Annotated in this window: 25 protein-coding genes; 15 read left to right on the top strand and 10 right to left on the bottom strand. The window is 71.6% G+C overall.

Features of this window, described 5'->3' with window-relative positions; all coding sequences use genetic code 11:
- On the bottom strand, nt 1-822 hold the full coding sequence (gene map, locus AC1Q7O_RS17110) for a type I methionyl aminopeptidase (RefSeq protein ID WP_492660922.1): 822 nt from the start codon (nt 820-822) through the stop codon (nt 1-3).
- Between the two features lie 167 nt (nt 823-989).
- Entirely contained in the window at nt 990-1,847 is an 858-nt protein-coding gene (locus AC1Q7O_RS17105) for an undecaprenyl-diphosphate phosphatase (protein ID WP_492660923.1), read from the bottom strand.
- 137 nt (nt 1,848-1,984) lie between these two features.
- Between AC1Q7O_RS17105 and AC1Q7O_RS17100 the strand changes: the two genes are divergently transcribed.
- From AC1Q7O_RS17100 to AC1Q7O_RS17090, 3 genes are all read left to right on the top strand, one after another.
- Nucleotides 1,985-2,626 carry a TetR/AcrR family transcriptional regulator gene (locus AC1Q7O_RS17100; RefSeq protein ID WP_492660924.1) on the top strand — a complete coding sequence of 214 codons (642 nt, stop codon included), beginning with the start codon at nt 1,985-1,987 and terminating at the stop codon, nt 2,624-2,626.
- Nucleotides 2,627-2,669: 43 nt separating this feature from the next.
- Complete coding sequence (locus AC1Q7O_RS17095) at nt 2,670-3,323, top strand: protein-L-isoaspartate O-methyltransferase family protein (protein WP_492660925.1); 654 nt, start codon at nt 2,670-2,672, stop codon at nt 3,321-3,323.
- A gap of 146 nt (nt 3,324-3,469) precedes the next feature.
- Nucleotides 3,470-4,816, top strand: a complete 1,347-nt coding sequence (locus AC1Q7O_RS17090; RefSeq protein ID WP_492660926.1) for a TolC family outer membrane protein — start codon at nt 3,470-3,472, stop codon at nt 4,814-4,816.
- A 43-nt stretch (nt 4,817-4,859) separates the two neighbouring features.
- Here AC1Q7O_RS17090 and AC1Q7O_RS17085 read toward each other — a convergent pair whose 3' ends face one another.
- On the bottom strand, nt 4,860-5,741 hold the full coding sequence (locus AC1Q7O_RS17085; protein ID WP_492660927.1) for an MBL fold metallo-hydrolase: 882 nt from the start codon (nt 5,739-5,741) through the stop codon (nt 4,860-4,862).
- Between the two features lie 78 nt (nt 5,742-5,819).
- Between AC1Q7O_RS17085 and AC1Q7O_RS17080 the strand changes: the two genes are divergently transcribed.
- From AC1Q7O_RS17080 to AC1Q7O_RS17055, 6 genes are read left to right on the top strand one after another with little or no spacing between them, the layout of a single operon-like run.
- Nucleotides 5,820-6,134, top strand: coding sequence for a metalloregulator ArsR/SmtB family transcription factor (locus tag AC1Q7O_RS17080; RefSeq protein WP_492660928.1), 315 nt, complete (start codon nt 5,820-5,822; stop codon nt 6,132-6,134).
- 3 nt (nt 6,135-6,137) lie between these two features.
- Complete coding sequence (locus tag AC1Q7O_RS17075) at nt 6,138-6,572, top strand: YeeE/YedE family protein (protein ID WP_492660929.1); 435 nt, start codon at nt 6,138-6,140, stop codon at nt 6,570-6,572.
- 10 nt (nt 6,573-6,582) lie between these two features.
- Nucleotides 6,583-7,002 (top strand): DUF6691 family protein, encoded by a 420-nt coding sequence (locus AC1Q7O_RS17070; protein WP_492660930.1) that lies wholly within the window; start codon nt 6,583-6,585, stop codon nt 7,000-7,002.
- Between the two features lie 3 nt (nt 7,003-7,005).
- Nucleotides 7,006-7,632 carry a DUF599 family protein gene (locus AC1Q7O_RS17065; protein ID WP_492660931.1) on the top strand — a complete coding sequence of 209 codons (627 nt, stop codon included), beginning with the start codon at nt 7,006-7,008 and terminating at the stop codon, nt 7,630-7,632.
- 36 nt (nt 7,633-7,668) lie between these two features.
- Nucleotides 7,669-8,448, top strand: a complete 780-nt coding sequence (gene yaaA / locus AC1Q7O_RS17060) for a peroxide stress protein YaaA (protein ID WP_492660932.1) — start codon at nt 7,669-7,671, stop codon at nt 8,446-8,448.
- Entirely contained in the window at nt 8,445-9,284 is an 840-nt protein-coding gene (locus tag AC1Q7O_RS17055) for a 2OG-Fe(II) oxygenase (protein ID WP_492660933.1), read from the top strand. Before yaaA ends, AC1Q7O_RS17055 begins: the two co-directional genes overlap by 4 nt.
- A 20-nt stretch (nt 9,285-9,304) precedes the next feature.
- Here the strand turns inward: AC1Q7O_RS17055 and AC1Q7O_RS17050 are convergent, their stop codons facing one another.
- Together AC1Q7O_RS17050 and AC1Q7O_RS17045 are read right to left on the bottom strand one after the other, a co-directional pair.
- Complete coding sequence (locus tag AC1Q7O_RS17050; protein ID WP_492660934.1) at nt 9,305-10,258, bottom strand: DUF3667 domain-containing protein; 954 nt, start codon at nt 10,256-10,258, stop codon at nt 9,305-9,307.
- The gene (locus tag AC1Q7O_RS17045) at nt 10,255-10,812 is read right to left on the bottom strand and encodes a LuxR C-terminal-related transcriptional regulator (protein ID WP_394513218.1); all 558 of its coding nucleotides are present in this window, start codon (nt 10,810-10,812) and stop codon (nt 10,255-10,257) included. Before AC1Q7O_RS17045 ends, AC1Q7O_RS17050 begins: the two co-directional genes overlap by 4 nt.
- Before the next feature lie 163 nt (nt 10,813-10,975).
- On the opposite strand from AC1Q7O_RS17045, the gene AC1Q7O_RS17040 reads away from it, so the two are divergent.
- The 5 genes from AC1Q7O_RS17040 (at nt 10,976) to AC1Q7O_RS17020 (ending at nt 17,319) form a co-directional block, all read left to right on the top strand.
- Nucleotides 10,976-11,683, top strand: coding sequence for a CoA transferase subunit A (locus tag AC1Q7O_RS17040; protein WP_492660935.1), 708 nt, complete (start codon nt 10,976-10,978; stop codon nt 11,681-11,683).
- A gap of 3 nt (nt 11,684-11,686) precedes the next feature.
- Entirely contained in the window at nt 11,687-12,325 is a 639-nt protein-coding gene (locus AC1Q7O_RS17035; RefSeq protein WP_492660936.1) for a 3-oxoacid CoA-transferase subunit B, read from the top strand.
- Nucleotides 12,326-12,443: 118 nt separating this feature from the next.
- The gene (locus AC1Q7O_RS17030; RefSeq protein ID WP_492660937.1) at nt 12,444-14,153 is read left to right on the top strand and encodes a DUF1800 domain-containing protein; all 1,710 of its coding nucleotides are present in this window, start codon (nt 12,444-12,446) and stop codon (nt 14,151-14,153) included.
- Nucleotides 14,150-15,520: a DUF1501 domain-containing protein gene (locus AC1Q7O_RS17025; protein ID WP_492660938.1), complete on the top strand. Its 1,371-nt coding sequence runs from the start codon at nt 14,150-14,152 to the stop codon at nt 15,518-15,520. Before AC1Q7O_RS17030 ends, AC1Q7O_RS17025 begins: the two co-directional genes overlap by 4 nt.
- A gap of 32 nt (nt 15,521-15,552) precedes the next feature.
- Entirely contained in the window at nt 15,553-17,319 is a 1,767-nt protein-coding gene (locus AC1Q7O_RS17020) for a gamma-glutamyltransferase family protein (protein ID WP_492660939.1), read from the top strand.
- On the opposite strand, the gene AC1Q7O_RS17015 is transcribed toward AC1Q7O_RS17020, so the two are convergent.
- Together AC1Q7O_RS17015 and AC1Q7O_RS17010 are read right to left on the bottom strand one after the other, a co-directional pair.
- Nucleotides 17,320-17,811: a disulfide bond formation protein B gene (locus AC1Q7O_RS17015; protein WP_492660940.1), complete on the bottom strand. Its 492-nt coding sequence runs from the start codon at nt 17,809-17,811 to the stop codon at nt 17,320-17,322.
- Complete coding sequence (locus AC1Q7O_RS17010; RefSeq protein WP_492660941.1) at nt 17,811-18,281, bottom strand: RidA family protein; 471 nt, start codon at nt 18,279-18,281, stop codon at nt 17,811-17,813. The genes AC1Q7O_RS17015 and AC1Q7O_RS17010 overlap by 1 nt, the downstream gene beginning before the upstream one ends.
- A 116-nt stretch (nt 18,282-18,397) precedes the next feature.
- Here AC1Q7O_RS17010 and AC1Q7O_RS17005 point away from each other — a divergent pair, with 116 nt between their 5' ends.
- The gene (locus AC1Q7O_RS17005; protein ID WP_492660942.1) at nt 18,398-20,782 is read left to right on the top strand and encodes a DNA internalization-related competence protein ComEC/Rec2; all 2,385 of its coding nucleotides are present in this window, start codon (nt 18,398-18,400) and stop codon (nt 20,780-20,782) included.
- 22 nt (nt 20,783-20,804) lie between these two features.
- Here AC1Q7O_RS17005 and mltB read toward each other — a convergent pair whose 3' ends face one another.
- From mltB to AC1Q7O_RS16990, 3 genes are read right to left on the bottom strand one after another with little or no spacing between them, the layout of a single operon-like run.
- Nucleotides 20,805-21,860, bottom strand: coding sequence for a lytic murein transglycosylase B (gene mltB / locus AC1Q7O_RS17000; protein ID WP_492660943.1), 1,056 nt, complete (start codon nt 21,858-21,860; stop codon nt 20,805-20,807).
- Between the two features lie 35 nt (nt 21,861-21,895).
- The gene (locus tag AC1Q7O_RS16995; protein ID WP_492660944.1) at nt 21,896-22,981 is read right to left on the bottom strand and encodes a hypothetical protein; all 1,086 of its coding nucleotides are present in this window, start codon (nt 22,979-22,981) and stop codon (nt 21,896-21,898) included.
- A 13-nt stretch (nt 22,982-22,994) separates the two neighbouring features.
- The gene (locus AC1Q7O_RS16990) at nt 22,995-24,056 is read right to left on the bottom strand and encodes a hypothetical protein (RefSeq protein ID WP_492660945.1); all 1,062 of its coding nucleotides are present in this window, start codon (nt 24,054-24,056) and stop codon (nt 22,995-22,997) included.
- Nucleotides 24,057-24,068: the final 12 nt, after the last annotated feature.

Below are 24,068 nucleotides of genomic sequence, written 5' to 3'. Positions count from 1 at the left end.
TCAGGCCGTGGCGGCGGCGGCCTGCGTGATGAAGGCCGGCGGCGGCGGGCTGCCGGCCGACAGCGTCATGACCTCGTAGCCGGTCTCGGTGACGAGCAGCGTGTGCTCCCACTGCGCCGACAGCGAGCGGTCCTTGGTGACGATGGTCCAGCCGTCGCCCAGTTCCTTGATTTCGCGGCGGCCCGCGTTGATCATGGGTTCGATCGTGAACATCATGCCCGGCACCAGCTCGTCCAGCGTGCCGGGGCGGCCGTAGTGCAGCACCTGCGGTTCCTCGTGGAAGACGCGGCCGATGCCGTGGCCGCAGAACTCGCGCACGATGGAGAAGCCGGCGTTCTCGGCAAAGGTCTGGATGGCGTGGCCGATGTCGCCCAGCCGCGCGCCGGGCTTGACCTTGGCGATGCCCTTCCACATGGCCTCATAGGTGAAGGCGCACAGCCGCTTGGCCGCGATGGAGCCGTCGCCGACGACGAACATGCGGCTGGTGTCGCCATGCCAGCCGTCCTTGATGACGGTGACGTCGATGTTGACGATGTCGCCGTTCTTCAGCGGCTTGTCGTTCGGGATGCCGTGGCAGACCTGGTGGTTCACCGACGTGCAGATGGACTTGGGGTAGGGGATGTAGCCGGGCGGGCAGTAGTTCAGCGGCGCCGGGATGCCCTGCTGCACGTTGACGATGTAGTCATGCGCGAGCTTGTCCAGCTCGTTGGTCGTGACGCCGGGCTGGACGTGCGCGGTGAGCATGTCCAGGACTTCGGACGCCAGGCGCCCGGCGATGCGCATGCCCTCGACATCGGCAGCGGTCTTGATCGTGATGGCCATGGGGGGATTATCAACAAGCGGGCCGAGCGCCGGGCCGCTCCCAAGCCGGCCCGCACCTGGCGATGCGCTCGCGGCTCGATGCCGCGAGCGTCGCCGTCCCCTCGGGGGACCGATCAGGCTTGCCGGCGTTCAGCCGGCGCAAGACTGGGCGAGGGGCTGTCCGTATGTCAGTCTTTCCAGATGTCCATGCCCATGTAGGCTGTGGCCAGCACGACGATGCCGAACGCGATGCGGTACCAGGCGAACACGGCGAAGCTGTGGCTGGACACGTAGCGGATCAGCCAGCGGATGCACAGCAGCGCGCTGATGAACGCGAACACCAGGCCCACGGCGAACATCGGCAGGTCGGCCCACGCCAGCGCGTCGCGCTGCTTCAGCACCGAGTAGGCGCCGGCGCCCATCAGCGTCGGGATGCCCAGGTAGAAGCTGAACTCGGTGGCCGCCTTGCGCGACAGGCCCAGCACCAGGCCGCCGATGATGGTGGCGCCCGAGCGGCTGGTGCCCGGGATCATCGCCAGGCACTGCAGCAGGCCCACCTTCAGCGCGTCCAGCGGCGTCATGTCGTCCACGGTCTCGACGCGGGCGCGGCGGCTGCCTTGCAGGTCCATGTCGCCGTACAGGCGCTTGTGGCGGGCCTCCACCCACAGGATGATGACGCCGCCGACGATGAAGGCCAGCGCCACTGGCACCGGGTGGAACAGGTGGGCCTTGATGACCTTGCCGAACGCCAGGCCCAGCACGACGGCGGGCAGGAAGGCGATCAGCACGTTGAGCGCGAAACGCTGCGCCTGCGGCTCGCCGGTGATGCCGCGCACCGTGCGGGCCAGCCGCTCGCGATACTCCCACACGACAGCGAACATCGCACCCGTCTGCACGGCGATCTCGAAGACCTTGGCCTTCTCGCCGACGAAGTTCAGCAGCGAGCCGGCGAGGATCAGGTGCCCCGTGGACGAGATCGGCAGGAACTCGGTCAGCCCTTCGACGATGCCCATGATGGCGGCTTTGATCAGCAGGATGACGTCCACGTGGGGCTCCGGAAATACAAGGATTGAAAAAGGCGGCGCAGTGTAGCCAGCCCCTGTTGCAGAACTCGTGCCCGGAACTTGCCGCACGCTGACCCCAGGGCTACATTACTGACCGTCCGGTCATTAACTCAGCTCACTTGGCCACCGTCACCCCCCGCCAACGCCGCAAGGACGCCCGCCCGCAGGAGCTGCTGGACGCGGCGTTGGCCCTGTTCGTCGAGAAGGGCTTCGCCGCCACGCGCAGCGAGGAGATCGCCGCGCGCGCCGGCGTGGCCAAGGGCACGCTGTACCGCTACTACCCGAGCAAGGACGAGCTGTTCAAGGCCATGGTGCGCGACAACCTGTCCGTGCACATCGCCGAGTCGGCCGCGCAGGCGGCGTTGCACACCGGCTCCATCGCCGAGCTGCTGCACCAGATGATGCGGGCCTGGTGGGCCAAGGTGGGCCATGGCAACGCCGGCGTGGTGTGCAAGGTCATGATGGTGGAGGCCCGCCATTTCCCCGAGCTGGCGCGCTTCTATGTGGACGAGGTCATCAAGCCCTCGCAGAACCTCATCGGCGGCCTCATCGAGCGCGGCATCCGCAGCGGCGAGTTCCGCGCCGTGCCGGTGGAGGCGACCGTGCACCTGCTGATCGCGCCCATGCTGCACATGCTGCTGCACGAGCACTCGTTCGGCGAGCACGACATCTGCCACCAGACCATGCGCGCCGAGGAGTTGCTGGACGCGCAGATGGCCTTGCTGCTGCACGGTCTGCTGGCCAGGCCGTCGGGCACCTAGAATTTTGGTTTTTGTCCCGCCGACCCGCGCCCCGGAGAACCAGATGAACCTCGAACAAGCCCGCTTCAACATGATCGAGCAGCAGATCCGCCCCTGGGACGTGCTCGACCCCAGCGTGCTGGAGCTGCTGCATGTCGTGCATCGCGAGGATTACGTGCCCGAGGCCCACCGGGCCCAGGCCTTCGTCGACGTCGAGCTGCCGCTGACCGCCACGCGCCGCATGCTGGCGCCCAAGGTCGAGGCCCGCCTGCTCCAGGAGCTGAAGGTGCAGCGCCACGAGAAGGTGCTGGAGATCGGCGCCGCCACGGGCCACCTGGCCGCGCTGCTGGGCCACAAGGCGCAGCGCGTCGTCTCCGTCGAGGCCGATGCCGGCCTGGCCGCGCAGGCCACCGCCAACCTCAAGCGCACCGGCGTGCTGAACGTCAGCGTGCTGAACCAGGACGGCGCCGCCGGCGTGGCCGCCGAGGAGCCGTTCGACGCCATCCTGCTGTCCGGCTCCGTCGCGGCCGTGCCGCAGGCGCTGCTGAACCAGCTCAAGGTCGGCGGCCGCCTGGCAGCCATCGTCGGCGCCGAGCCCGTCATGCGTGCCGTGCTCATCACGCGCAAGGGCGCCAGCGAATTCAGCACCGTCGAGATGTTCGACACGGTTGCCGGCCGCCTGCCGGGCTTCGCCGAAGCGTCCGCTTTCAGCTTCTGAAGCGCTGAACTTGGATGCCGCCCGTCGCTGCCAGACGCCGCCTGACGCCTTTTCGGGGCAACTCGTCACATGGCTTCAGTCATCGGCGGGCTTTGCGTCTATAACCCCGGCCGCTGCTTAAATCACTGCTCCAGCCAAGGAATCCCATGCCCTTCGTTCCCGCCCAACGCCCGATCCTGCAACCGCTGGCCTTTGCCGTCGGCCTTCTGCTCGCGGGCGCGGCCCAGGCCCAGAGCCTGCAGGAGCTCTATGACGCGGCCCGGGGCTACGACGCGACCTACCTGGCCAGCAAGGCGACCGCCGACGCCGCTGCTGCCCGCGCCGCGCAGGCCGAGGCGCTGACCAGGCCCACGCTGGGCCTGTCGGCCTCGGGCACCGAGGCGCGCACCGAGCCGCCCAGCGGCAACGGCGTCACGGCCCGCACGCTGACGGCCGGTCTGCAGGGCAAGTACGCGGTCTACAACGCCGCCAACGCGCCCACCATCGACAAGGCCCGCCGCGGCTTCGCGGTCGCGCAGGCCGACCTGGAGTCCGCCGAGCAGGACCTCATCGTGCGCCTGGCCACGGCTTACTTCGACGTGCTGGCCGCGAAGGACGCGCTGTCCACCACGCAGGCCAACAAGGCGGCCATCTCGGAGCAACTGGCGTCGGCCAAGCGCAACTTCGAGGTCGGCACGGCCACCATCACCGACACCCGCGAGGCGCAGGCCAAGTACGACCTGGCCGTCGCCCAGGAGCTGGCCGCCGACAACGACCTGCGCGTCAAGCGCGTCACGCTGGACCAGTTCGTCGGCCGCGTGGGCGTGGAGCCCAAGGCCCTGGCCCAGCCGGTGGCGCTGCCGGCGCTGCCCAGCAACGTCGTCGACACCTGGGTGTCCACCGCCGACGACCAGCACCCCGCCGTGCGCAAGGCCCGCCTGGGCCTGGAAGTGGCGCAGCTGGACACGCAGATCGCCCGCGCCGGCGAGCGCCCCACGCTGGACGCCAGCGCCACGCTGGGCGGCCAGAACCTGCACAACAGCCTGAGCGGCCTCGCCGCGCAGTCGTCGGGCGTGGGCACCACGAAGAACGCCAGCATCGGCCTGACGCTGACCTACCCGCTCTACACCGGCGGCCTGACGCAGAACCGCATCAAGGAAACGCTGGTGTTGGAGGACAAGGCCCGCAACGACCTGGACTTCGCGCGCCGCAGCGTCGCCGAGGCCACGCGCCGCGCCTTCTTCGGCGTGCAGTCGCTGAAGGCGCAGGTGGCCGCCTACGAGGCCGCCGAGTCGTCCACCAAGCTGGCGCTGGAAGCCACGCAGCTGGGCTACAAGGTCGGCGTGCGTGTGAACCTGGACGTGCTGAACGCGCAGACGCAGCTTTACTCCACGCAGCGCGACCTGGCCAAGGCGCGCTACGACGTCGTCGTCAACAGCCTCAAGCTGCGCCAGGCCTCGGGCCAGCTGCGCGCCGAGGACCTGAGCGCCGTCAACACGCTGCTGGCCAAGTAAGCCGCCGCGACGCTCACCGGCCACCCCGCTCCGGCGGGGTTTTTCACGCCCGGCCGGCGCCGATCACGTTGAGCGGGATCTTCAGGTAGCTGACGCCGTCGTCCTCGGGCGGCGGCAGCTGGCCGGCGCGGATGTTGACCTGGATGGACGGCAGGATCAGCGTGGGCACGTCCAGCGTCGCGTCGCGCGCCTGGCGCATCTGCACGAACTGCGCCTCGGTGATGCCGTCGCGCACGTGGATGTTGGCCGCGCGCTGCTGCGCCACGGTGCTCTCCCAGGCCGGCGCGCGGCCGGCGGGTGGGTAGTCGTGGCAGACGAACACGCGCGTCTCGGGCGGCAGCGCGAGGATGCGCTGCATGGACGCGTACAGCGCGTGCGCATCGCCGCCGGGGAAGTCGGCGCGGGCCGTGCCGACGTCGGGCATGAACAGCGTGTCGCCGACGAACACCGCGCCGTCCACGACGTAGGCCATGTCGGCCGGCGTGTGACCCGGCACCAGCAGCGCCTGCGCCGGTGTCTCGCCGATGTGGAACACCTCGCCGTCCTGGAACAGGTGATCGAACTGCGTGCCGTCGGGCAGGAAGCCGCGCTCCAGGTTGAACAGCTTCTTGAACGTGGCCTGCACCTGCGTGATGTGCTCGCCGATCGCGATGCGGCCGCCGAGCTGCTGCTGCAGGTAGCGGGCGCTGGACAGGTGGTCGGCGTGAGCGTGGGTCTCCAGGATCCACTGCACGGTGAGGCCGTGCTCCCGCACGTGGGCGATGAGCCGGTCTGCCTGCTGCGTGTTGGTGCGGCCGGACTTGAAGTCGAAGTCCAGCACCGGGTCCACGATGGCGGCGCAGCGGCTGGCGTTGTCGGCGATGACGTAGGAGACGGTCCAGGTCTTGTCGTCGAAGAAGGCCTGGACGGTGGTGCTGGCGGCCATGCGGGCTCCCGGTTGGTTCAATATGTTGACGAATAATATATTTGTTTGCATAATGAAGTCAACCTCACGGAGCCCGCCATGTCCGATCCCGTCATCGACCCTGCCACGTTGCGCCGCGCCGCCGGCCAGGCCGTCGCCGCGCTGAAGGTGCTGGCCAACGAAGACCGCCTGCTGCTGCTGTGCCAGCTGTCGCAGGGCGAGATGGCCGTCGGCGAGCTGGAGGAGGTGCTGGGCATCCGCCAGCCGACGCTGTCGCAGCAACTGGGCGTGCTGCGCGGCGAGGGCGTGGTGGACACGCGCCGCGACGGCAAGCGCATCTTCTACAGCGTGGCCGACCCGCGCCTGCTGCAGGTGCTGGCCGTGCTGTACGACCTCTATTGCCCCAAGGAGTGAGCGATGAACATCGCCTGGCATGACTTCACGCCCGTGGCCTCGCTGGCCGGCGGAGCGCTCATCGGCCTCGCGGCCGCGCTGTTCGTGCTGCTGAACGGCCGCATCGCCGGCATCAGCGGCGTGCTGGGCGGGCTGTTGCGGCCCGTGCGCGGCGACGTGGGCTGGCGGCTCGCGTTCGTGCTGGGGCTGGTGGGCGCGCCGCTCGCGTATGCGCTGTTCACCGCGGTGCCGCTGCCGCGCATTGACGCCGGCTGGCCCGCGCTCGCGGCGGCCGGGCTGCTGGTGGGCGTGGGCACGCGCTACGGCGCCGGCTGCACCAGCGGGCACGGGGTGTGCGGGCTGTCTCGGCTGTCGCCGCGCTCGCTGGCCGCCACGGCCGCCTTCATGGGCGCGGGCTTCGTGACCGTGTTCCTGCTGCGCCACGTCATCGGTTTCTAGAGGAGCCGCCATGTCCATCTTCACGTCGTTGCTGGCCGGCCTGGTGTTCGGCCTGGGCCTGATCCTGTCTGGCATGGCCAGCCCGGCCAAGGTGCTGGGTTTCCTGGACCTCGCCGGCGCCTGGGACCCGTCGCTGGCGCTGGTCATGGCGGGCGCCATCGCGGTGGGGCTGCCGACCTTCGCGCTGGCGCGGCGGCGCGAGGCCACGCTGCTGGGCCTGCCGCTGCGGCTGCCGACGGCCAGCGCCATCGACCGCCGGCTGCTGGGCGGCAGCCTGCTGTTCGGCGCCGGCTGGGGGCTGGCGGGTTTCTGCCCGGGGCCGGCGCTGGTGGCGCTGGGCATGGGCGAGCTGAAGGCGGCGGTGTTCGTCGCCGCGATGCTGGCCGGCATGGGGGTGTTCGAGCTGCTCGAGCGGCGCGGCAAGGCCTGAGCCATGGGCATGGACGGCGGCTGGGCCGGCGTGGCGCTGACGCTGGCGGTGCTGGGCCTGTACGAGGCGGTGCTGGTGCTGCCGCGGCAGCGGCTCGCGCCGGCCCCGGCCCGTCATGCCGGGCTGCGGGAGGACTGGCTGGGCGTCGTCTCGGCGCAGCCGGGCTCGGAGCTGCTGGCCGTGCAGACGCTGCGCAATTCGCTGATGTCGGCGACGCTGCTGGCGTCCACGGCCGCGCTGGCGCTGATGGGCACGGCCACGCTGACGGCGCCGTCGCTGCACGACAGCCTGGGCCGCCCCGGCCCGCGGCTGGTGCTGGAGCTGGTGCTGCTGGCGCTGCTGTCGGCGTCGCTGGTGGCCACGCTGATGGCGGTGCGCTTCTACAACCATGCCGGCTTCGTCGTCGGCATGCCGGTGGCGTCGCCGGCGCGGGTGCGCTGGGCGGACGTCGGCGTGCGCTACGTGCGCCGCGCCGGGGTGCTGTACGGCGTGGGCCTGCGCCAGCTGGTGCTGGTGGTGCCGGTCGTCGCCGCGTTGCTGGCGCCCGCCGCCGGCCCGGTGGCGGCAGCGCTGGTGGTGGCCGTGCTGGTCGCGCTGGACCGCTTCGGCGACGACGCCGCGCCGGGCTGACCGGCGGGTGCCAAACAGGCGCCAAAATCCGCGCCCATGCTGTTCCTGCTTTCGCCCGCCAAATCCCTCGACTACGACACGCCGACGCCGCCCGAACTGGCCGACGTGTTGACCCGCCCGCAGTTCCTGGACGACACCGCGGCACTCATCGACATGCTGCGCACCAAATCCGTGGCCGAGGTGCGCGAGCTGATGGGCCTGTCCGAGCCGCTGGCGCAGCTCAACGTCGATCGCTATGCCGCCTGGCGGCCGCGCTTCACCGACAAGAACAGCAAGCCGGCCGTGCTGGCCTTCAACGGCGACGTCTACGACGGGCTGGACGCGAAGACGCTGTCCGCCGACGACATCGCGTGGGCGCAGCAGCATGTGCGCATGCTGTCGGGCCTGTACGGCATCTTGCGGCCGCTGGACCGCATGCAGCCCTACCGGCTGGAGATGGGCACGCGGCTGGCCACGCCGGCCGGCGCCAGCCTGTACGACTGGTGGGGCGACCGCCTGGCGCTGCACCTGAACAAGCTGGTGGCGGGCGAGAAGGCGCCGGTCATCGTGAACCTGGCCTCGCAGGAGTACTTCCGCGCCGCCGACCGCAAGGTGCTGAAGCCGCGCGTCGTGGACTGCCAGTTCGAGGACTGGAAGAACGGCGACTACAAGATCATCAGCTTCTTTGCCAAGCGGGCCCGCGGCCTGATGGCGCGGTTCGCCATCCAGCAGCGTCTGGAGACGCCCGAGGGTCTCAAGGATTTCAATCTGGACGGCTATCGTTGGGCCCCCGAAGCGTCCACCCCCGAAAGTCTGGTTTTCCGTCGCAAGCCATGAGCCAACAAGTCATCACCCCCGAACTGTGCGAATGGATCGCCGAGCAGTCGCGCGCCGGCCATGCGTCCGAGAGCATCCTGGCCGCCATGCTGGGCAGCGGCTGGGACGAGTCCGTCGCCCGCGACGCGCTGGCGCGCACGCTGGGCCAGCCCGCCGCGCCGGCCGCTGACGGCGCCACGCCGGGCATGCCGGAGCCGGACCTTTCGCGCTTCGCGCCCGTGGTGAACGCCGGCGACCGGCCCGTCAAGATCCTGATGGCGCTGCGCCAGCCGCGCGTCGTCGTGTTCGGCGACCTGCTGTCCGAGGCCGAGTGCGACGGCGTCATCGAGCTGGCGACGAAGCGCCTGGCGCGCTCCGAGACGGTGGCCACCGCGTCCGACGGCAGCGAGGTGAATGCCGCCCGCACCAGCGACGGCATGTTCTTCGAGCGTTGCGAGAGCGACCTGATCCGCCGCATCGAGTCGCGCATCGCGACGCTGCTGCGCTGGCCGCTGGACCACGGCGAAGGCCTGCAGGTGCTGCGCTACCGCCCCGGCGCCGAGTACCAGCCGCACTACGACTATTTCGACCCCGGCCACGTCAGCACGCCCAACATCCTCAAGCGCGGCGGGCAGCGCGTGGGCACGCTGGTCATCTACCTGAACACGCCGGTGGCCGGCGGCTCGACGATCTTCCCGGACATCGGCCTGGACGTCGCGCCCGTGAAGGGCAACGCGGTGTTCTTCAGCTACGACCGGCCGCATCCGTCCACGCAGACGCTGCACGGCGGCTCGCCCGTCATCGAGGGCGAGAAGTGGGTGGCGACCAAGTGGCTGCGCCAGGGCGTCTTCAACTGACGCCCCGGGCGGCCCGGGGCTCAGGCGGTGGCCGCGATCAGCGCCACCAGCCCCGCGGCCACCGCGCCCAGCCCGACGAAGTAGAAGCCGCTGAGCGCCAGGCCGCGCAGCAGCGCGCCCCACCAGCCCAGCCGGTAGACGCGACGCATGGCCACCAGGCCATGGCCGAACACGGCGAACACCATCACGCCTTCCAGCCCGGTGGCCACGGCCAGCAGCAGGGCCAGGAACCACAGGCTGTGGGTGTGCAGCGAGAACACGAAATGTTCGGCGTAGCGCCGGCCGCTGCCGATGAAGGTCAGCAGCAGCAGGGCGGCGAAGACGGGCTGCATCGCCAGCATCGCGTAGGGCGCCAGCGCGCGGGTGCGGGCCTTCCACTGCTCCAGCGTCATGGACTGCGCCTTCTTCACGAGCCGGGTGAACCAGCCGGACGCCCCGGTGCAGTCGTCCGCCTCGGCCACGTCGCAGTCGGTCAGCTTGGTCGTCACCTTCCAGCGTTCGGCGGCACTCGCGCCCTTGGCCATGGCATCTGCCGCGGCTGCCGTTTCCGCTGGCGTGGCGCCGGGCTTCACGCGCAGCGTGACCGGCTTGCCGGGCTCGGCGCTGCCGACGGCGGCCGCGTCGGGCTCGACGACCTGCGTCGGCCCCTGCGGCAGCAGCGCCCAGCCGACGAAGAAGATGAAGCTGGCGCTCAGGTACACGCGCAGCGGCAGCACGTAGCGGCGCCGGGCGCCGTGGAAGTAGGCGTTGGTCAGGTGGCCGGGCAGCGCGATCAGCGCCCACAGCGTGCGCCACAGCGGGCCGTCGAACGCGACGTAGTGGCCCAGGTACTCGGTGAGCATCTCGCGCACCGACGGCGGGTGCAGGTCGGTCTCCTGCCCGCAGTGGCCGCAGTAGACGGGGCGCGGCCTGGCCAGCGTGTAGTGGCAGTTGCGGCAGTAGGGCAGCTCGGGGGCGTGGGCGTGTTTGCTCATGCGGACAGCAGTTTGTGGATCAGGTCGGGCGTGCTGGCGGCCTGGTATTTCTTCATCAGGCGGGCACGGTAGACGTCCACCGTGCGGTGGCTGATGCCCAGGCGCCGGCCGATGAGCTTGCTGGTCAGCCCGTCGATGAGCAGCGCGGCGATCTCGCGCTCGCGCGGCGTCAGCTCGGCGGTCAGGCCGCGGCGGGCGGACAGGTCCTCGAAGCTCCAGATGCCGCGGGCGTGCGGGTCGCGCGGGTCCAGCGCCCGGCCGATGACGTGGCACCAGAACAGGCTGCCGTCGAAGCGCTTCATGACGCGGTCGTCGCCGTAGCGGCCCTGCCGGTCCAGGCTGGCGACGATGCGCTCGCCGGTGCGCTGGTACTCGTCGGGCGAGGGGTAGAGCTGCTCGAAGCTGTGGCCGACCAACTGCTCGCGGCGGGCGCCGAAGATGGCCAGCACGTGCTGGTTGCAGTCGCGCACGATGCGCTGCTCGGACAGGATGAGCCCGATGGGCGCCAGCTCGAAGGCCAGGCGGTAGTCGGGCAGGGCGGCGGCGGGCGGCAAGGGCGGCAAGGGCGGCAAGGGCGGCAAGGGCGTGTCGGGCAGGCGCGGCCGGGAGGGCGGCCCGTGCGTGGGCCGGAAGGATTAGGCGATTCTACGTAACGCCATACGTAGCTCGGCCCGGCTACGCTGTGCGCCTTCTGTGACCCCAGATGGAGACAGCGGCATGAACAAGGTGTACCCGAGCGCTGAAGAAGCGCTTCGCGGCGTCGTGAAGGACGGGCAGTTGCTGGCCGTCGGTGGCTTCGGCCTGTGCGGCATCCCCGAGGCGCTGATTGCGGCGCTGCGCGACAGCGGCGTGAAGGGCCTGACGGTCATCTCCAACAACGCCGGCGTGGACGGCTTCGGCCTGGGCCAGCTGCTGGAGACGCGCCAGATCACCAAGATGATCTCCAGCTACGTCGGCGAGAACAAGGAATTCGAGCGCCAGTACCTGGCCGGAGAACTGGCGCTGGAGTTCACGCCCCAGGGCACGCTGGCCGAGAAGCTGCGTGCCGGTGGCGCCGGCATCCCGGCCTTCTTCACGAAGACGGGCGTGGGCACGGTCGTCGCCGACGGCAAGGAGCTGCGCGAGTTCGATGGCGAGACCTACGTCATGGAGCGGGCGCTGGTGCCCGAGGTGTCGCTGGTGAAGGCCTACAAGGCGGACAAGAGCGGCAACCTCGTGTTCCGCCGCACCGCGCGCAACTTCAACCCAGCCGTGGCGATGGCGGGCAAGCTGACCATCGTCGAGGTGGAACAGCTCGTCGAGACGGGCGAGCTGGACCCGGACGCGGTCCACCTGCCGGGCATCTACGTGCACCGCATCGTCGTGAACGCCAATCCGGAAAAGCGGATTGAAAAGGTGACCCTTTCCCCCAAGAAGGAGGCCTGAGCCATGGCCTGGACGCAAGATCAGATGGCCGCCCGCGCGGCCCAGGAGCTGGAAGACGGCTTCTACGTGAACCTCGGCATCGGCATCCCGACGCTGGTGGCCAACCATGTGCCGGCGCACAAGGAAGTCTGGCTGCAGAGCGAGAACGGCATGCTGGGCATCGGCCCGTTCCCGACCGAAGACCAGGTCGACGCCGACCTCATCAACGCCGGCAAGCAGACCGTCACGACGCTGCCGGGCAGCAGCATCTTCGGCAGCCACGACAGCTTCGCGATGATCCGCGGCGGCAAGATCAACCTGAGCATCCTGGGCGCCATGCAGGTCAGCGGCCAGGGCGACCTGGCCAACTGGATGATCCCCGGCAAGATGGTCAAGGGCATGGGCGGCGCCATGGACCTGGTGGCGGGCGTGAAGCGCGTCATCGTGCTGATGGAGCATGTGGCGCGCAAGAAAGACGGCACCGAGGACCTGAAGATCATCCCGAACTGCACGTTGCCGCTGACCGGCGTGGCCGTGGTGGACCGCATCATCACGGACCTGGGCGTGTTCGACGTCGCGCCCGAGGGGCTCAAGCTCGTCGAGCTGGCCGAAGGCGTGACACGCGAGTTCGCGCAAAGCAAGACGGGCGTACCCCTGATTTGAATTGTGTGATGTGTTTCCGGCGGTAAGACTCACGACGTTTGTCACAAGCGGTGTGTGACAGGCGCGTGGAAGGGGGCGGCGTTGGCGATCATGCGCGCCGTCTTCTTTTGCGCCCGCCATGCCTGACCTGCTTGCCGCCCCGCTCACCGAGCCGCCCACCCCCGGCGACCTGCCGACATCGCTGACCCCCGCGGCCGCCCTGGCCGCGGCCGCGCTGCAGAGCGCCTGCGGCGGCGGAGGCGGCAGTGGCAGTGACGGCAGCCCCGCCACCCCGGCCACCGGCGCGACCGCCGCGCCGCCGCCGCCGCCGCTGCCCACCGATGCCGAGGCGGCCCGTTTCCTCGCGCAGGCCGGCTTTGCCGCCACCAGCGCCGACATCGCCACCGTCAAGGCCAGTGGCTATGCCGCCTGGCTGGATGCGCAGTTCGCGCAGCCGGTGAGTGCGGGGCACTTCGACTGGATGGTGGAGAAGGGCTACGCGGTGGAGGCCAACCGCAACAGCTTCGCGGGGCTGGACAACACGCTGTGGCGCAAGCTGATGTCGGCCCCCGACACGCTGCGCCAGCGCGTCGTGCTGGCGCTGTCGGAGATCTTCGTCGTCTCCATGAACGGCCTGCCGGTGCAGTGGCGCGGCCTGATGGGCGCAGCCTACCTGGACCTGCTGGAGCAGCACGCGTTCGGCAACTACCGCACGCTGCTGGAAGCGGTGACGCTGTCGCCGGCGATGGGCGTGTACCTGAACCTGCGTGGCAACCAGAAGGAAGACACCCGCACCGGCCGCGTGCCCGACGAGAACTACGCCCGCGAGGTGATGCAGCTGTTCAGCATCGGCCTGGTGCAGCTCAACGCCGACGGCACGGCCAAGCCCGGCAACGACGGCAGGCCGCAGGAGACCTACTCGCAGGCGCAGATCACCGAGCTGGCGCGCGTCTTCACCGGCTGGGACTACGACGGCGCCAGCGCCACCGACCCTGCCTACGTGAGGAAGCCGCTGGTCAACACGGCGTCGCGCTTCGCGACGGGCGCCAAGAAGGTGCTGGGCGTGGACATCCCGTCCACCGCCGACGGCCCCACGGCCATGAAGACCGCCATGGACACGCTGGCCAACCACGCCAACGTGGGTCCGTTCATCGGCCGCCAGCTCATCCAGCGGCTGGTGGCCTCGCACCCCAGCCCGGCCTATGTGGGCCGCGTGGCGGCGGTGTGGGCCAACAACGGCGCCGGCGTGCGCGGCGACCTGAAGGCCGTCGTGCGCGCCATCCTGCTGGACCCCGAGGCCCGCAGCGTGCCCACCGGCAATGACGGCGGCAAGCTGCGCGAGCCGGTGTTGCGGCTGCTGCAGTGGGCGCGCAGCTTCGGCGCCGCGTCGCCCACGGGCCTCTGGAACATCGGCGACACCACCAACCCCGCCACGCGGCTGGGCCAGAGCCCGCTGCGCAGCGGCTCGGTGTTCAATTTCTTCCGCCCCGGCTACGTGCCGCCGGGCTCCACGCTGGGCAGCAACGGCGTCACGGCACCCGAGTTCCAGCTCTGCAACGAGAGCACGGCCGCGGGTTATCTCAACTTCCTGCAGACCGCCATCGCCAGCGGCGTGGGCGAGGTCAAGGCCAGCTACACCGCCGAGGTGGCGCTGGCCACCGACCCGCCCGCGCTGGTCGCGAGCCTGGCGCTGCGGCTGGGCGGCGGCGGCATCTCGTCGGCCACGGAGGCCGCCGTCGCGACCGCCATCGCCACCATCGCCGCCACCACCGATGCCGGCAAGCTCAACCGCGTGTACGCAGCCATCCTGATGCTGATGGCCTGCCCCGAGTACCTGGTGCAGAAATGAAACTCAACCGTCTCCCCGAACTGCAGCGCCGCGAGTTCCTGCGCCGCGCCTCCGCCGTCGGCATTGCCGGCACCGCCGCGCCGTGGGCGCTGTCGCTGGCCGGCATCGGCGAGGCCGCCGCGGCCACCGTGCCGGGCGACTACAAGGCGCTGGTGTGCCTGTTCCTGTACGGCGGCAACGACTACGGCAACACGCTGGTGCCCTACGACCAGCCCAGCTATGACGCCTACGCGGCCATCCGCCAGACGCTGGCCACGCCGCGCGACAGCCTGGCCGCCACCGCGCTGCCCGCCGTGGGCGGCCGCCAGATGGCGCTGGCGCCGCAGCTGGGCAAGCTCAAGGGCCTGTGGGACGCCGGCAAGCTGGCCGTGCAGCTCAACGTCGGCACGCTGGTGCAGCCCACCACGCTGGCGCAGTACAAGGCCAAGAGCGTGCCGCTGCCGCCCAAGCTGTTCTCGCACAACGACCAGCAGTCCGTCTGGCAGGCCAGCTCGCCCGAGGGGGCCACGTCCGGCTGGGGCGGCCGGCTGGGCGACCTGTTCATGGGCGGCAACGGCACGTCCACGTTCACCTGCATGAACGTGTCCGGCAACGCCGTCTTCATGGCCGGCCGGCAGGCCGTGCAGTACCAGGTCTCCACGTCGGGCGCGGTGCCCATCAACGGCGTGACGAAATCGCTGTTCGGCTCGGCCGCCTGTTCCACGGCGCTGCGCGCGCTGATCACGGCCGACCGCACGCACTGGATGGAGGCCGAGCTCAACCGCGTCGTCAAGCGCTCGGTGGACGCGCAGGCCACGCTGTCCACCGCGCTGGCCGGCGCGCCGGCGTTCACGACGCCGTTCGACACGAGCAGCCTGTCCACGCAGCTGCAGATGGTGGCCAAGCTCATCGCCGCGCGGCAGGCGCTGGGCGCGACACGGCAGGTGTACTTCGTGTCCATCGGCGGCTTCGACCTGCACGACCTGCTCGTCGCGCAGCACCCGGGGCTGCTGACGCAGATCAGCGACGCGATGGCCAGCTTCTACGCCGCCACCGCCGAGCTGGGCGTGGCCGACAAGGTCACCACCTTCACCGCCAGCGACTTCGGCCGCACGCTGACCAGCAACGGCGACGGCAGCGACCACGGCTGGGGCAGCCACCACTTCGTCATGGGTGGCGCCGTCAAGGGCGGGCGCTTCTACGGCACGCTGCCGTCGGTCAGCGTCAACGGGCCGGACGACGTGGGCCAGGGTCGGCTGCTGCCCACCACGTCGGTGGATCAACTCGCCGCGACGCTGGCGACCTGGATGGGCGTGTCCGCCACCGACCTGCCGCTGGTGCAGCCGCAGATCGGCAACTACAGCCAGCGCGACCTGGGCTACTTCTGACACGGCGCGGGCCGGCTGCCTAAGATGGCCGCATGCCCCCCTTGAAGATCCTCTGCATCGCCGCGCTGCTGGCCGCGGCCGGCGCGACGGCGCAGCCCGTCGAGCAGCCCGAGGCTGCCACCACGCGCACGGCCCCGCCTGCCGGGTTGACCGCACCGGCCCAGCGCTTCGCCGTCACGGCCGCCAACCCGCTGGCCGCGCAGGCAGGCCTGCAGATGCTGCGCGCCGGCGGCTCGGCCGTCGACGCGGCGATTGCCGTGCAGGCTGTGCTGGGGCTGGTCGAGCCGCAGTCCAGCGGCATCGCCGGCGGCGCCTTCCTGCTGCACTGGGATGGCCGCGAGGTGCAGACCTTCGATGGCCGCGAGACGGCGCCGGCCGCAGCCACGCCCGAGCTGTTCCTCAAGCCCGACGGCAAGCCGCTGGCGATGCGCGACGCGATCATGAGCGGCCTGTCCACCGGCGTGCCCGGCGTGCTGGCCATGTTGGCCGACGCGCACAAGTTGCACGGCAAGCTGCCGTGGGCGCGGCTGTTCGAGCCCGCCATCGCGCTGGCCGAGCAGGGCTTCGCGATCAGCCCGCGGCTGTTCGAGCTGGCCTCCAGCGAGGCCGCGCTGCGGCTGGACCCGCAGGCCGGGCCGTATCTGTTCGACGCCGCCGGCAACGCCCGCCCCGTGGGCACCGTGCTGAAGAACCCGGCCTACGCGGCCGTGCTGCGCGGCGTGGCGAAGCAGGGCGCCCGCGGCTTCTACGAGGGCGCCGTGGCGGAGGACATCGTGCGCCGCGTGAAACACCATGCGCGGCCGGGCCTGCTGAGTGCGGCCGACCTGGCCGGCTACCGGCCGCTGCAGCGCCCGCCGCTGTGCAATGACTGGCGGGGTTATCGCGTCTGCGGCTTCGGCCCGCCGACGTCGGGCCACCTGACCCTGATGCAGATCCTGGGCCTGCTCGACACCCAGCCGCAGGCGCGTGCGGCCCGGCGCGTCACGGTGGACTGGATGCACGCCTACGCCGAGTCCGCCAAGCTCGCGTTCGCCGACCGCGCGCAGTTCATCGGCGACCCGGCCTTCGTGCCCGCGCCCGGCGGCGACTGGCAGAACCTGCTCGCGCCGGCCTATCTGAAGGAGCGCGGCGCGTTGATCGGTGAGCGCGCGATGCCGCCGGCCGTGGCCGGGCAGCCCGGCGTCAGGTTGGCGTTCGCGCCGCAGGCCGAGCAGCTGGAGGCCGGCACCAGCCACATCAGCGTCGTCGACGCGCAAGGCCATGCGGTGGCGATGACCACCAGCGTCGAGTCCGCGTTCGGCAACCGCGTCATGAGCGACGGCGGCACGGGGCTGGCCGGCGGCTTCATGCTGAACAACCAGCTGACCGACTTCTCGTTGAACCCGTCGGGCGCCGATGGCAAGCCGGTCGCCAACCGCGTGGAGGCCGGCAAGCGCCCGCGCTCCAGCATGGCGCCCACGCTGGTGTTCGACCGCACGGGCCGGCTCATCATGGTGGCCGGCTCGCCGGGCGGGCCGGTCATCATCCACTACGTCGCCAAGGTGCTGACGGGCGCGCTGGCCTGGGGCCTGCCGGTGCAGCAGGCGGTGGACCTGCCCAACTTCGGCCACTTCAACGGCAGCTCGCTCATCGTGGAGCGCGGCGCGTTGACGGCCGCGCAGCTGGCCGAGCTGCGTGGCCGCGGCCATGCCGTCATCGAGACCGACCTGACCAGCGGCCTGCAGGTGCTGATGCGCGTCAAGGAGGGCTGGGTGGGCGGCGCCGACCCGCGCCGCGAGGGCGTGGTGCTGGGAGACTGATCAGCGCTTGCCCAGCACGACGACGCCCAGCGCCGCCAGGCCGGCGAACAGCAGCCCGCTCCAGACCTCGTAGGGCAGGCCCAGCAGCCGGTAGGCGGCCGCCTCGGCGCAGTTGGCCGTGATCATGAACACCGACGGCCACAGCTCCTCGAGGTTCAGCGCCGTGACGATCTTGTCGGCCAGTCCCAGCGCGCAGCTGGCGCTCTGCGACGCCACCTCGTGCTGGAACACGGCCGCCGTCAGGCCGGCCGCGCACAGCACCAGCACGACAACCAGCGCCGCCTGGCGCAGCCCGCGCCGGGCCTGCACCAACCAGCCCAGCAGCGAGAACGTGCCGATCAGCAGGAAGATGCCGCGCTGCAGCACGCACCAGGGGCAGGGCTTGACGCCGAACTGGTGCTGCGCGACGAGCGCGATACCCACGGCGGCAAAGCTCGCCGCAGCCATGCCCGCCAGCGCGCGCGCCGGCAGCTTGGAAGGCTGGATGAACATCAGTCGGCGATCTCGGCGATCAGCTCGATCTCGACGCAGGCTCCCATCGGGATCTGCGCGACGCCGAACGCGCTGCGCGCGTGCTTGCCGGCGTCGCCCATGACGGCGGCCAGCAGCTCGGAGCAGCCGTTGGTGACGAGGTGCTGCTCGGTGAAATCGGGCGTGCTGTTCACGAGGCTCATGACCTTGACGATGCGCACCACCTTGCCCAGGTCGCCGGTGGCGGCCTGCAGCGTGCCCAGCAGGTCGATGGCGACGGCGCGGGCGGCCCGCTGGCCGGTGGCGGTGTCGACATCCTTGCCCAGCTGGCCCACCCAGGGCTTGCCGTCCTTCTTGGCGATGTGGCCGGACAGGAAGACGAGGTTGCCGGTGCGGACGAACGGAACGTAGGCAGCGGCCGGCACGGCCACGGGCGGCAGCGTGATGCCCAGCTCGGCGAGCTTGGCCTGGATGGCGGCAGAAGAGGTCATGCGGGGAAGCGCGGTGGCGCGGCAGAAAAACGGCGGCATGCTACACCCCGGCTCCTATCCGCAGGGGGCGGGGGCGGGCATTGGCAGCGCAGCGGTGGGGTGTTCGGCAGCTCCTGGTGGCGGGCCTGGCGTGGCTGGCCGGGCTGGCGCTGCTGCATCGCGTCGAGCACCTGCCCGGCGGCCTCGTCATCGCCGCGCTGGGCGGGGCCGGCCTCGTGCTGCTGGCGCTGCACCGCCGGCACGGGCTGCTGCTGGCCGGCGGCGTGGCCGCGCTGGCGTTCGCGCAGGGCGCGTGGCGTGCCGAGGCGCGATTGACGCCCGAGCTTCACCCGGCCTGGGAGGGCCGCGACCTGATGCTGACCGGCCGCGTCGACTCGCTGCCGGTGGCCGTCACGGGCCAGGGCGGCGTGCCGGGCTGGCGTTTCGAGTTCGCCGTCGACGCCGTGGGGCCCACCGGCACGGCGCTGCCGCCCGAGGTGCCGCGGCGGCTCATGCTGCTGGCCTATGACGGCCCGGCGATCACCGCCGGCGAGCGCTGGCGCTTCATGGCGCGGCTCAAGCGGGCGCACGGGCTGGCCAACCCGGGCGGTTTCGACGCCGAGCTGTGGCTGTTCGAGCAGGGGCTGCGCGCCAGCGGGGTAGTGCGCAGCGCCGAGCGCCTGCAAGCCGCGCCGTGGTGGGAAATCGACGTGGCCCGCCAGCGCCTGCGCACCGCCATCCATGCGCACGTGGCCGACCCCGGCCTGGCCGGCGTGCTGGCCGCGCTGAGCCTGGGCGACCAGAACGCCATTGCCCACGCCGACTGGGCGCTGCTGCGCGACACCGGCGTGGCGCACGCGTTCAGCATCAGCGGCCTGCACGTGACGATGTTCGCGTGGCTGGCCGTCGCCGTGGCCGGCGCGCTGTGGCGGCGCAGCGGCCGGCTGTGCCTGCGCGTGGCCGCGCCCACGGCCGCCCGCTGGGCCGGCGTGGCGGCGGCGCTGGGCTATGCGCTGTTCTCCGGCTGGGGCGTGCCGGCGCAGCGCACGGTGCTGATGCTCGCCGCCGTGGCCGCGATGCAGACGCTGGGGCTGCGCTGGCCCTGGCCGGTGGTGCTGCTGGGCGCGGCCGTCGTCGTCACGGCGGTGGACCCGTGGGCCCTGCTGCAGCCCGGCTTCTGGCTGTCCTTCGGCGCCGTGGGGCTGCTGATGGCGGCGGGCGGCGAGCCGGGCCGTGGCTGGCGCGCGCGGTTGAAGGCAGCGCTGCGTACGCAGGCCGTTGCGACGGCCGGCCTGGCGCCGCTGAGCCTGATCTGCTTTGCGCAGCTGTCTGTCGTGGGCCTGCTGGCCAACCTGCTGGCCATTCCCGTCATCAGCTTCCTCATCGCGCCGCTGGCGTTGCTGGGCGGGCTGGCGCCGCCGCTGTGGGCCGTGGCCGCGCTGCTGACGCAGGCGCTGATGGACGGGCTGCGGTGGCTGACGGCGTGGCCCGGTGCCGTGTGGTGGCTGCCGGCCGCGCCGGTGTGGGCGCAAGGGCTGGCGCTGCTGGGTGCGGCGCTCATCGTCATGCGGCTGCCGTGGCGGCTGCGGCTGGCTGGGGTGGCGATGACAGTGCCGCTGCTGTGGCCGGCCGTGCCGCGGCCGGCGGCGGGCGAGTTCGAGCTGCTGGCGTCGGACATCGGCCAGGGCAACGCGGTGCTGGTGCGCACCCGTGGGCACGCGCTGCTGTTCGACGCCGGCCCGGTCTACGCGCCCGGCGCCGACGCCGGCGAGCGCGTGCTGCTGCCGCTGCTGCGCCGCCTGGGCCTGCGCGAGCTGGACGTGCTGATGCTGAGCCACCGCGACATCGACCATGTCGGCGGCGCCGCCGCGCTGTTGCGGGCGCTGCCGGTGCGCGAGCTGCGCAGCTCGCTGGAACCCGGCCACGCGCTGCTGCGCGAGGGCGCTGCCGACGTGCGTTGCGAGGCCGGCCAGGGCTGGGCGTGGGACGGCGTGCGCTTCGATGTGCTGCACCCGCTGCCGTCGCACTACGACGCCGGGCTGAAGCCCAACGACCTGTCCTGCGTGCTGCGCATCAGGTCGGCTGCGGGCCGGCGCGTGCTGCTGCTGGGCGACCTGGAGGCCGACCAGGAGCGCGCGCTCGTGCGCCGTGAACCGGACCTGCGCGCCGAGGTGCTGCTGGTGCCGCACCATGGCAGCAAGACCTCGTCCAGCGCTGAGTTGCTGGCCGCGGTGCGGCCGCAGGTGGCGCTGGTGCAGGCCGGCTACCGCAGCCGCTTCGGCCACCCTGCGCCGGCGGTGCTGGCGCGTTACCAGGCGGCGGGCGTCGCGGTGGTCGACAGCCCGTCGTGCGGCGCCTGGCAGTGGTTCAGCGACGGCGCCGCCGCACGCTGCGAACGGGCGCAGGCGCCGCGCTACTGGCAGGACCGCGTGGCACCGGCCGTGGCCCCGGAGGTGCCGACGGGGCCCGAACCACCCGGGCCGCCGCCGGGCGATGGCGAGTGGAGCCTGCCGCCCGGCTGACGGCGCTCAGCGGGGCGAAGACTCAGGGCGTCGGCGGCCGCGCCGCCTTCACGGCCCGGCCCAGCTCGATGACGGCCAGCGCGTAGTAGGCCGACCAGTTGTAGCGCGTGACCACCCAGAAGTTCTCGGTGCCGAGCACGAGCGTCGGCGTGCTGCCGCCGTTGTGCAGCTCGATGACGGCCAGCGGCCCGGCGTGGCTGCGCGCCGCGTCGGGCAGGCCCGCGCCGGCGGCGGCCAGCTCCGCGGCCGTGAACGTGGGCTTGATGTCCGGCGCCAGCAGGCGGGCGCGTTCCGCCGGGTCGGCAGGCAGTGTGACGTCGGCGTAGTGCGTGGGCTGGCCCGGCTTCCAGCCGAACTCGGCCAGGTAGTGGGCCACGCTGCCGATGGCGTCCACCGGGCTGGCCATCAGGTTGATGTGGCCGTCGCCGTCGAAGTCCACCGCGTACTTGCGCCAGCTGCCGGGCATGAACTGCGGCCAGCCCAACGCGCCGGCGTAGCTGCCTCGCACGTCCTCGGGGGGCAGGCCTTGCTCGCGTGTGAGCCGCAGGAACTCGGCCAGCTCGCTGCGGAAGAAGGCCTGGCGCTCGGCCGCGCGCGGGTGGGCGGCAGGGAAGTCGAACGCCAGCGTGGCCAGCGCGTCCAGCACCTTGAAGCCGCCCATGATGCGGCCGTAGTAGGTCTCCACGCCGAGGATGCCCATGACGACCTCGGCCGGCACGCCGTAGGTGGCCTCGGCGCGGGCCAGCGCGGCTTCGTGCTGGGCCCAGAACGCCAGGCCGGCGTCGATGCGCCGGGGCTCGACGAAGCGGTCGCGGTAGGCCGTCCAGTTCTTGGCCGTCGGCGCCGCGGCGGGCAGGATGAGCTGGCGCACCTTGGGCAGGTTGCTGGCGGCGGCCAGCTGGCGTCGCAGCGCGGCGGCATCCCAGCCCTCGGCGGCGGCGAGTTCGTTGGCGAAGGCGACAAGCGCCGGCCGCGTGCCCAGCGGCTTCGGCGGCGGCTCGCGGCGTGGCTTGGCGGTGGCGGCGGTGGCCAGCAGCAGCGCGGCGGCCAGGCAGGTCAGGGAGCGGAGGCGGTTCACGCGTGCAGCATACGGGGCGGCGCGGTGGCCCGAGGTCAGCTGACCTTGAACTGGAACTCCTGCTCGAAGATCACGTTGCCTTCGCACTCATAGCCTGCCAGCGCCTGCAGCACCAGGCCGCGGAAGTACTCGCCGGCCGCCTCGGGCTTGTCACCCTTGACGGAGATCACGTCGATGTCGGCCGCCTCCACGATGCCGGCATTTGTCGACACGGTGGCGCGCAGCAGGATCTCGCCGGTCCAGACTATGCGCGACAGCTCCGGCTTGCGCATGCGGCTGCAGAACATCTGGGGCAGGCCCAGCGCGCCGCGAGCCGGCCGGGCGTCGTGCTCGCGGTCGGTCGAGATGAACCGCATGTCCTTGGGCGGTCGCATGGGCAGGCTGCGCACGGACTGCTGGGCGGTCTGGTTGAACTCGGACTGCTTGGCGATGGCATGGGCCACCAGCGTCTGCATCAGCGGGCCGGCTTCCAGTTCGGCGCGCAGTTCCAGCGACGTGTTGGGGCAGCGGGTCAGCCAGGCGCGCTTCGCCGCCTCGGGCTGGCGCTCCGCGCCCGCGGCCTCCAGCGACTGCACGATGGCGCCGAGCCCGGCGGCCTGCGTCTTCAGCAGGTGGACCATGCGCAGCAGATAGGGCGGCAGCAGCACGTAACGCTCGCGCGTCAGCGCGCCGGGCTGGCAGGCGGCCAGCGTCAGCGTCGGTGCGAAGTTGGCGATCATCCACGCGGTCTGGCCGGCCTTGTCGGCGGCATTGACCGCCAGCCTGACGCTGGCGTCGGCCAGCAGCGCGTCGACGACGAGCGGGTAGCCGCCGTTGGCCGCCAGCATCAGCGCGGTCTGGCCGCGCGCATCGGGTTCGGTCAGCGACAGGTGGCCGGGTTCGCGCTGGATCAGCGCCGTGATCTGCGCGGCGGCGGCGCGCTCGGCGTCTTCGGGCGTCCTGTCCGGCGTGGCGGCAGCCAGGATCTGGCGGATCTCGACGCCCAGCCGTTCGACGATGTGCCGGGGCGCGCGCGGCGCGTCGTCGGCGTGGGCGGCGGGCGCGAAGGTGGCGAGCGCGGCCAGGGCGGCGATGGCGCCGCGGCGCAGGGCGGCATGTGCGTGGGTTGGCAAGGCAGGCATGGTGATGGCGGTGTCAGCGGACGGCGAAATGAAACTCCCGCTCGAAAACGAAGTCGCCTTCGCACTCGTAGCCGGCCAGCGCGTTCAGCACGACATGGCGGAAGTAGTGGGTCACGGCTTCTTGCCGATCGCCGGTGATGGACAGCCGCTCGACATCGACCGCCTCCACCACGCCGCCGCGCGTGGAGACGATGGCGCGCAGCACGATCTGCCCGTCCCAGTCCAGCTCGTCCTGAAGCTGCGGCTTGGGCAACACCCGGCACAACCCCGGCTCGCGGGCCAGTTGCGACACCAGCTGGAATGTGTCGCGGGTCTGACCCTCCGGAATGAAGCGCATGTCCTTCGGCGGGCGTTGAGCCACCTTCGGCCGTGCCGCGCGGGTGGCCCGGGCGTACTCGTTCTGCCGCGTCACGGCGGCCTTGATGAGCGTCAGGGTCAGCTCGCCCTCGGCGAGCGCGCCGCGAAGGTCGGTGTCGGTGTTGGGGCAGCGCGCCAGCCAGGCCCGCTTCGCTTCACCGGGCCGACGTTGGGCGCCGGCCGCTTCCAGCGCGGCAACGGTGGCGTAGACGGCGGTGAACCCGGTCTTCGCGACGTGGGTCATGCGGCGCAGGTAGGGCGCCATCAGGTTCTGGCGTTCCACCGTCAGGTTGCCGGGCTGGCAGGCGGGCAGCGTGATCGGCAGCGCGAAGCTGGCCAGCATCCAAGCGGTCTCGCCGTCGGCGTCGGCGACGTCCACCGTCAGCCTGACGCTGGGGTCGGACAGCAAGGCCTCGACGATGAGCGCGTAGCCGTGGCCGGCCGCCAGCATCAGCGGCGTGCGCCCGCGCGAGTCGATGGCCGTGAGCGACGGGTGGCCGGGCGTGGTGCGGATGAGCGCCTTGATCTGCTCCGCCGCGTCGCGTTCCGCGGCCTCCGGCGTGCGCTTGAGGTCGGGCGCCTGCAGCAGGTGCCTCACGTCCAGCCCGAGGTTGTCGATGAGTTGGCGCGGCGTGGCGGCGGGCTGGGCCTGGGCGGCGCCCAGCATCAGCGCCAGGCACAGCAGCGTGGCGGTTTGAAGGCGGGGATGAAAGCGCATGGGGAGGATTGG

Source organism: Roseateles sp. GW823-FHT07B05 (assembly GCF_058794515.1).
Note: the sequence above shows the minus strand (reverse complement) of the source record. Positions and strands in the feature narration are given on the sequence as shown.

What these genes read in the sequence shown, in the direction of transcription:
- AC1Q7O_RS17070 (WP_492660930.1), top strand. Translation starts at nt 6,583, where the DNA reads ATGTCCATCTTCACGTCGTTGCTGGCCGGCCTGGTGTTCGGCCTGGGC.
- map (WP_492660922.1), bottom strand. Translation starts at nt 822, where the DNA reads ATGGCCATCACGATCAAGACCGCTGCCGATGTCGAGGGCATGCGCATC.
- AC1Q7O_RS17035 (WP_492660936.1), top strand. Translation starts at nt 11,687, where the DNA reads ATGGCCTGGACGCAAGATCAGATGGCCGCCCGCGCGGCCCAGGAGCTG.
- AC1Q7O_RS17085 (WP_492660927.1), bottom strand. Translation starts at nt 5,741, where the DNA reads ATGGCCGCCAGCACCACCGTCCAGGCCTTCTTCGACGACAAGACCTGG.
- AC1Q7O_RS17080 (WP_492660928.1), top strand. Translation starts at nt 5,820, where the DNA reads ATGTCCGATCCCGTCATCGACCCTGCCACGTTGCGCCGCGCCGCCGGC.
- AC1Q7O_RS17090 (WP_492660926.1), top strand. Translation starts at nt 3,470, where the DNA reads ATGCCCTTCGTTCCCGCCCAACGCCCGATCCTGCAACCGCTGGCCTTT.
- AC1Q7O_RS17010 (WP_492660941.1), bottom strand. Translation starts at nt 18,281, where the DNA reads ATGACCTCTTCTGCCGCCATCCAGGCCAAGCTCGCCGAGCTGGGCATC.
- AC1Q7O_RS17015 (WP_492660940.1), bottom strand. Translation starts at nt 17,811, where the DNA reads ATGTTCATCCAGCCTTCCAAGCTGCCGGCGCGCGCGCTGGCGGGCATG.
- AC1Q7O_RS17025 (WP_492660938.1), top strand. Translation starts at nt 14,150, where the DNA reads ATGAAACTCAACCGTCTCCCCGAACTGCAGCGCCGCGAGTTCCTGCGC.
- AC1Q7O_RS17040 (WP_492660935.1), top strand. Translation starts at nt 10,976, where the DNA reads ATGAACAAGGTGTACCCGAGCGCTGAAGAAGCGCTTCGCGGCGTCGTG.
- AC1Q7O_RS16995 (WP_492660944.1), bottom strand. Translation starts at nt 22,981, where the DNA reads ATGCCTGCCTTGCCAACCCACGCACATGCCGCCCTGCGCCGCGGCGCC.
- yaaA (WP_492660932.1), top strand. Translation starts at nt 7,669, where the DNA reads ATGCTGTTCCTGCTTTCGCCCGCCAAATCCCTCGACTACGACACGCCG.
- AC1Q7O_RS17075 (WP_492660929.1), top strand. Translation starts at nt 6,138, where the DNA reads ATGAACATCGCCTGGCATGACTTCACGCCCGTGGCCTCGCTGGCCGGC.
- AC1Q7O_RS16990 (WP_492660945.1), bottom strand. Translation starts at nt 24,056, where the DNA reads ATGCGCTTTCATCCCCGCCTTCAAACCGCCACGCTGCTGTGCCTGGCG.
- AC1Q7O_RS17095 (WP_492660925.1), top strand. Translation starts at nt 2,670, where the DNA reads ATGAACCTCGAACAAGCCCGCTTCAACATGATCGAGCAGCAGATCCGC.
- AC1Q7O_RS17020 (WP_492660939.1), top strand. Translation starts at nt 15,553, where the DNA reads ATGCCCCCCTTGAAGATCCTCTGCATCGCCGCGCTGCTGGCCGCGGCC.
- AC1Q7O_RS17030 (WP_492660937.1), top strand. Translation starts at nt 12,444, where the DNA reads ATGCCTGACCTGCTTGCCGCCCCGCTCACCGAGCCGCCCACCCCCGGC.
- AC1Q7O_RS17065 (WP_492660931.1), top strand. Translation starts at nt 7,006, where the DNA reads ATGGGCATGGACGGCGGCTGGGCCGGCGTGGCGCTGACGCTGGCGGTG.
- AC1Q7O_RS17050 (WP_492660934.1), bottom strand. Translation starts at nt 10,258, where the DNA reads ATGAGCAAACACGCCCACGCCCCCGAGCTGCCCTACTGCCGCAACTGC.
- AC1Q7O_RS17055 (WP_492660933.1), top strand. Translation starts at nt 8,445, where the DNA reads ATGAGCCAACAAGTCATCACCCCCGAACTGTGCGAATGGATCGCCGAG.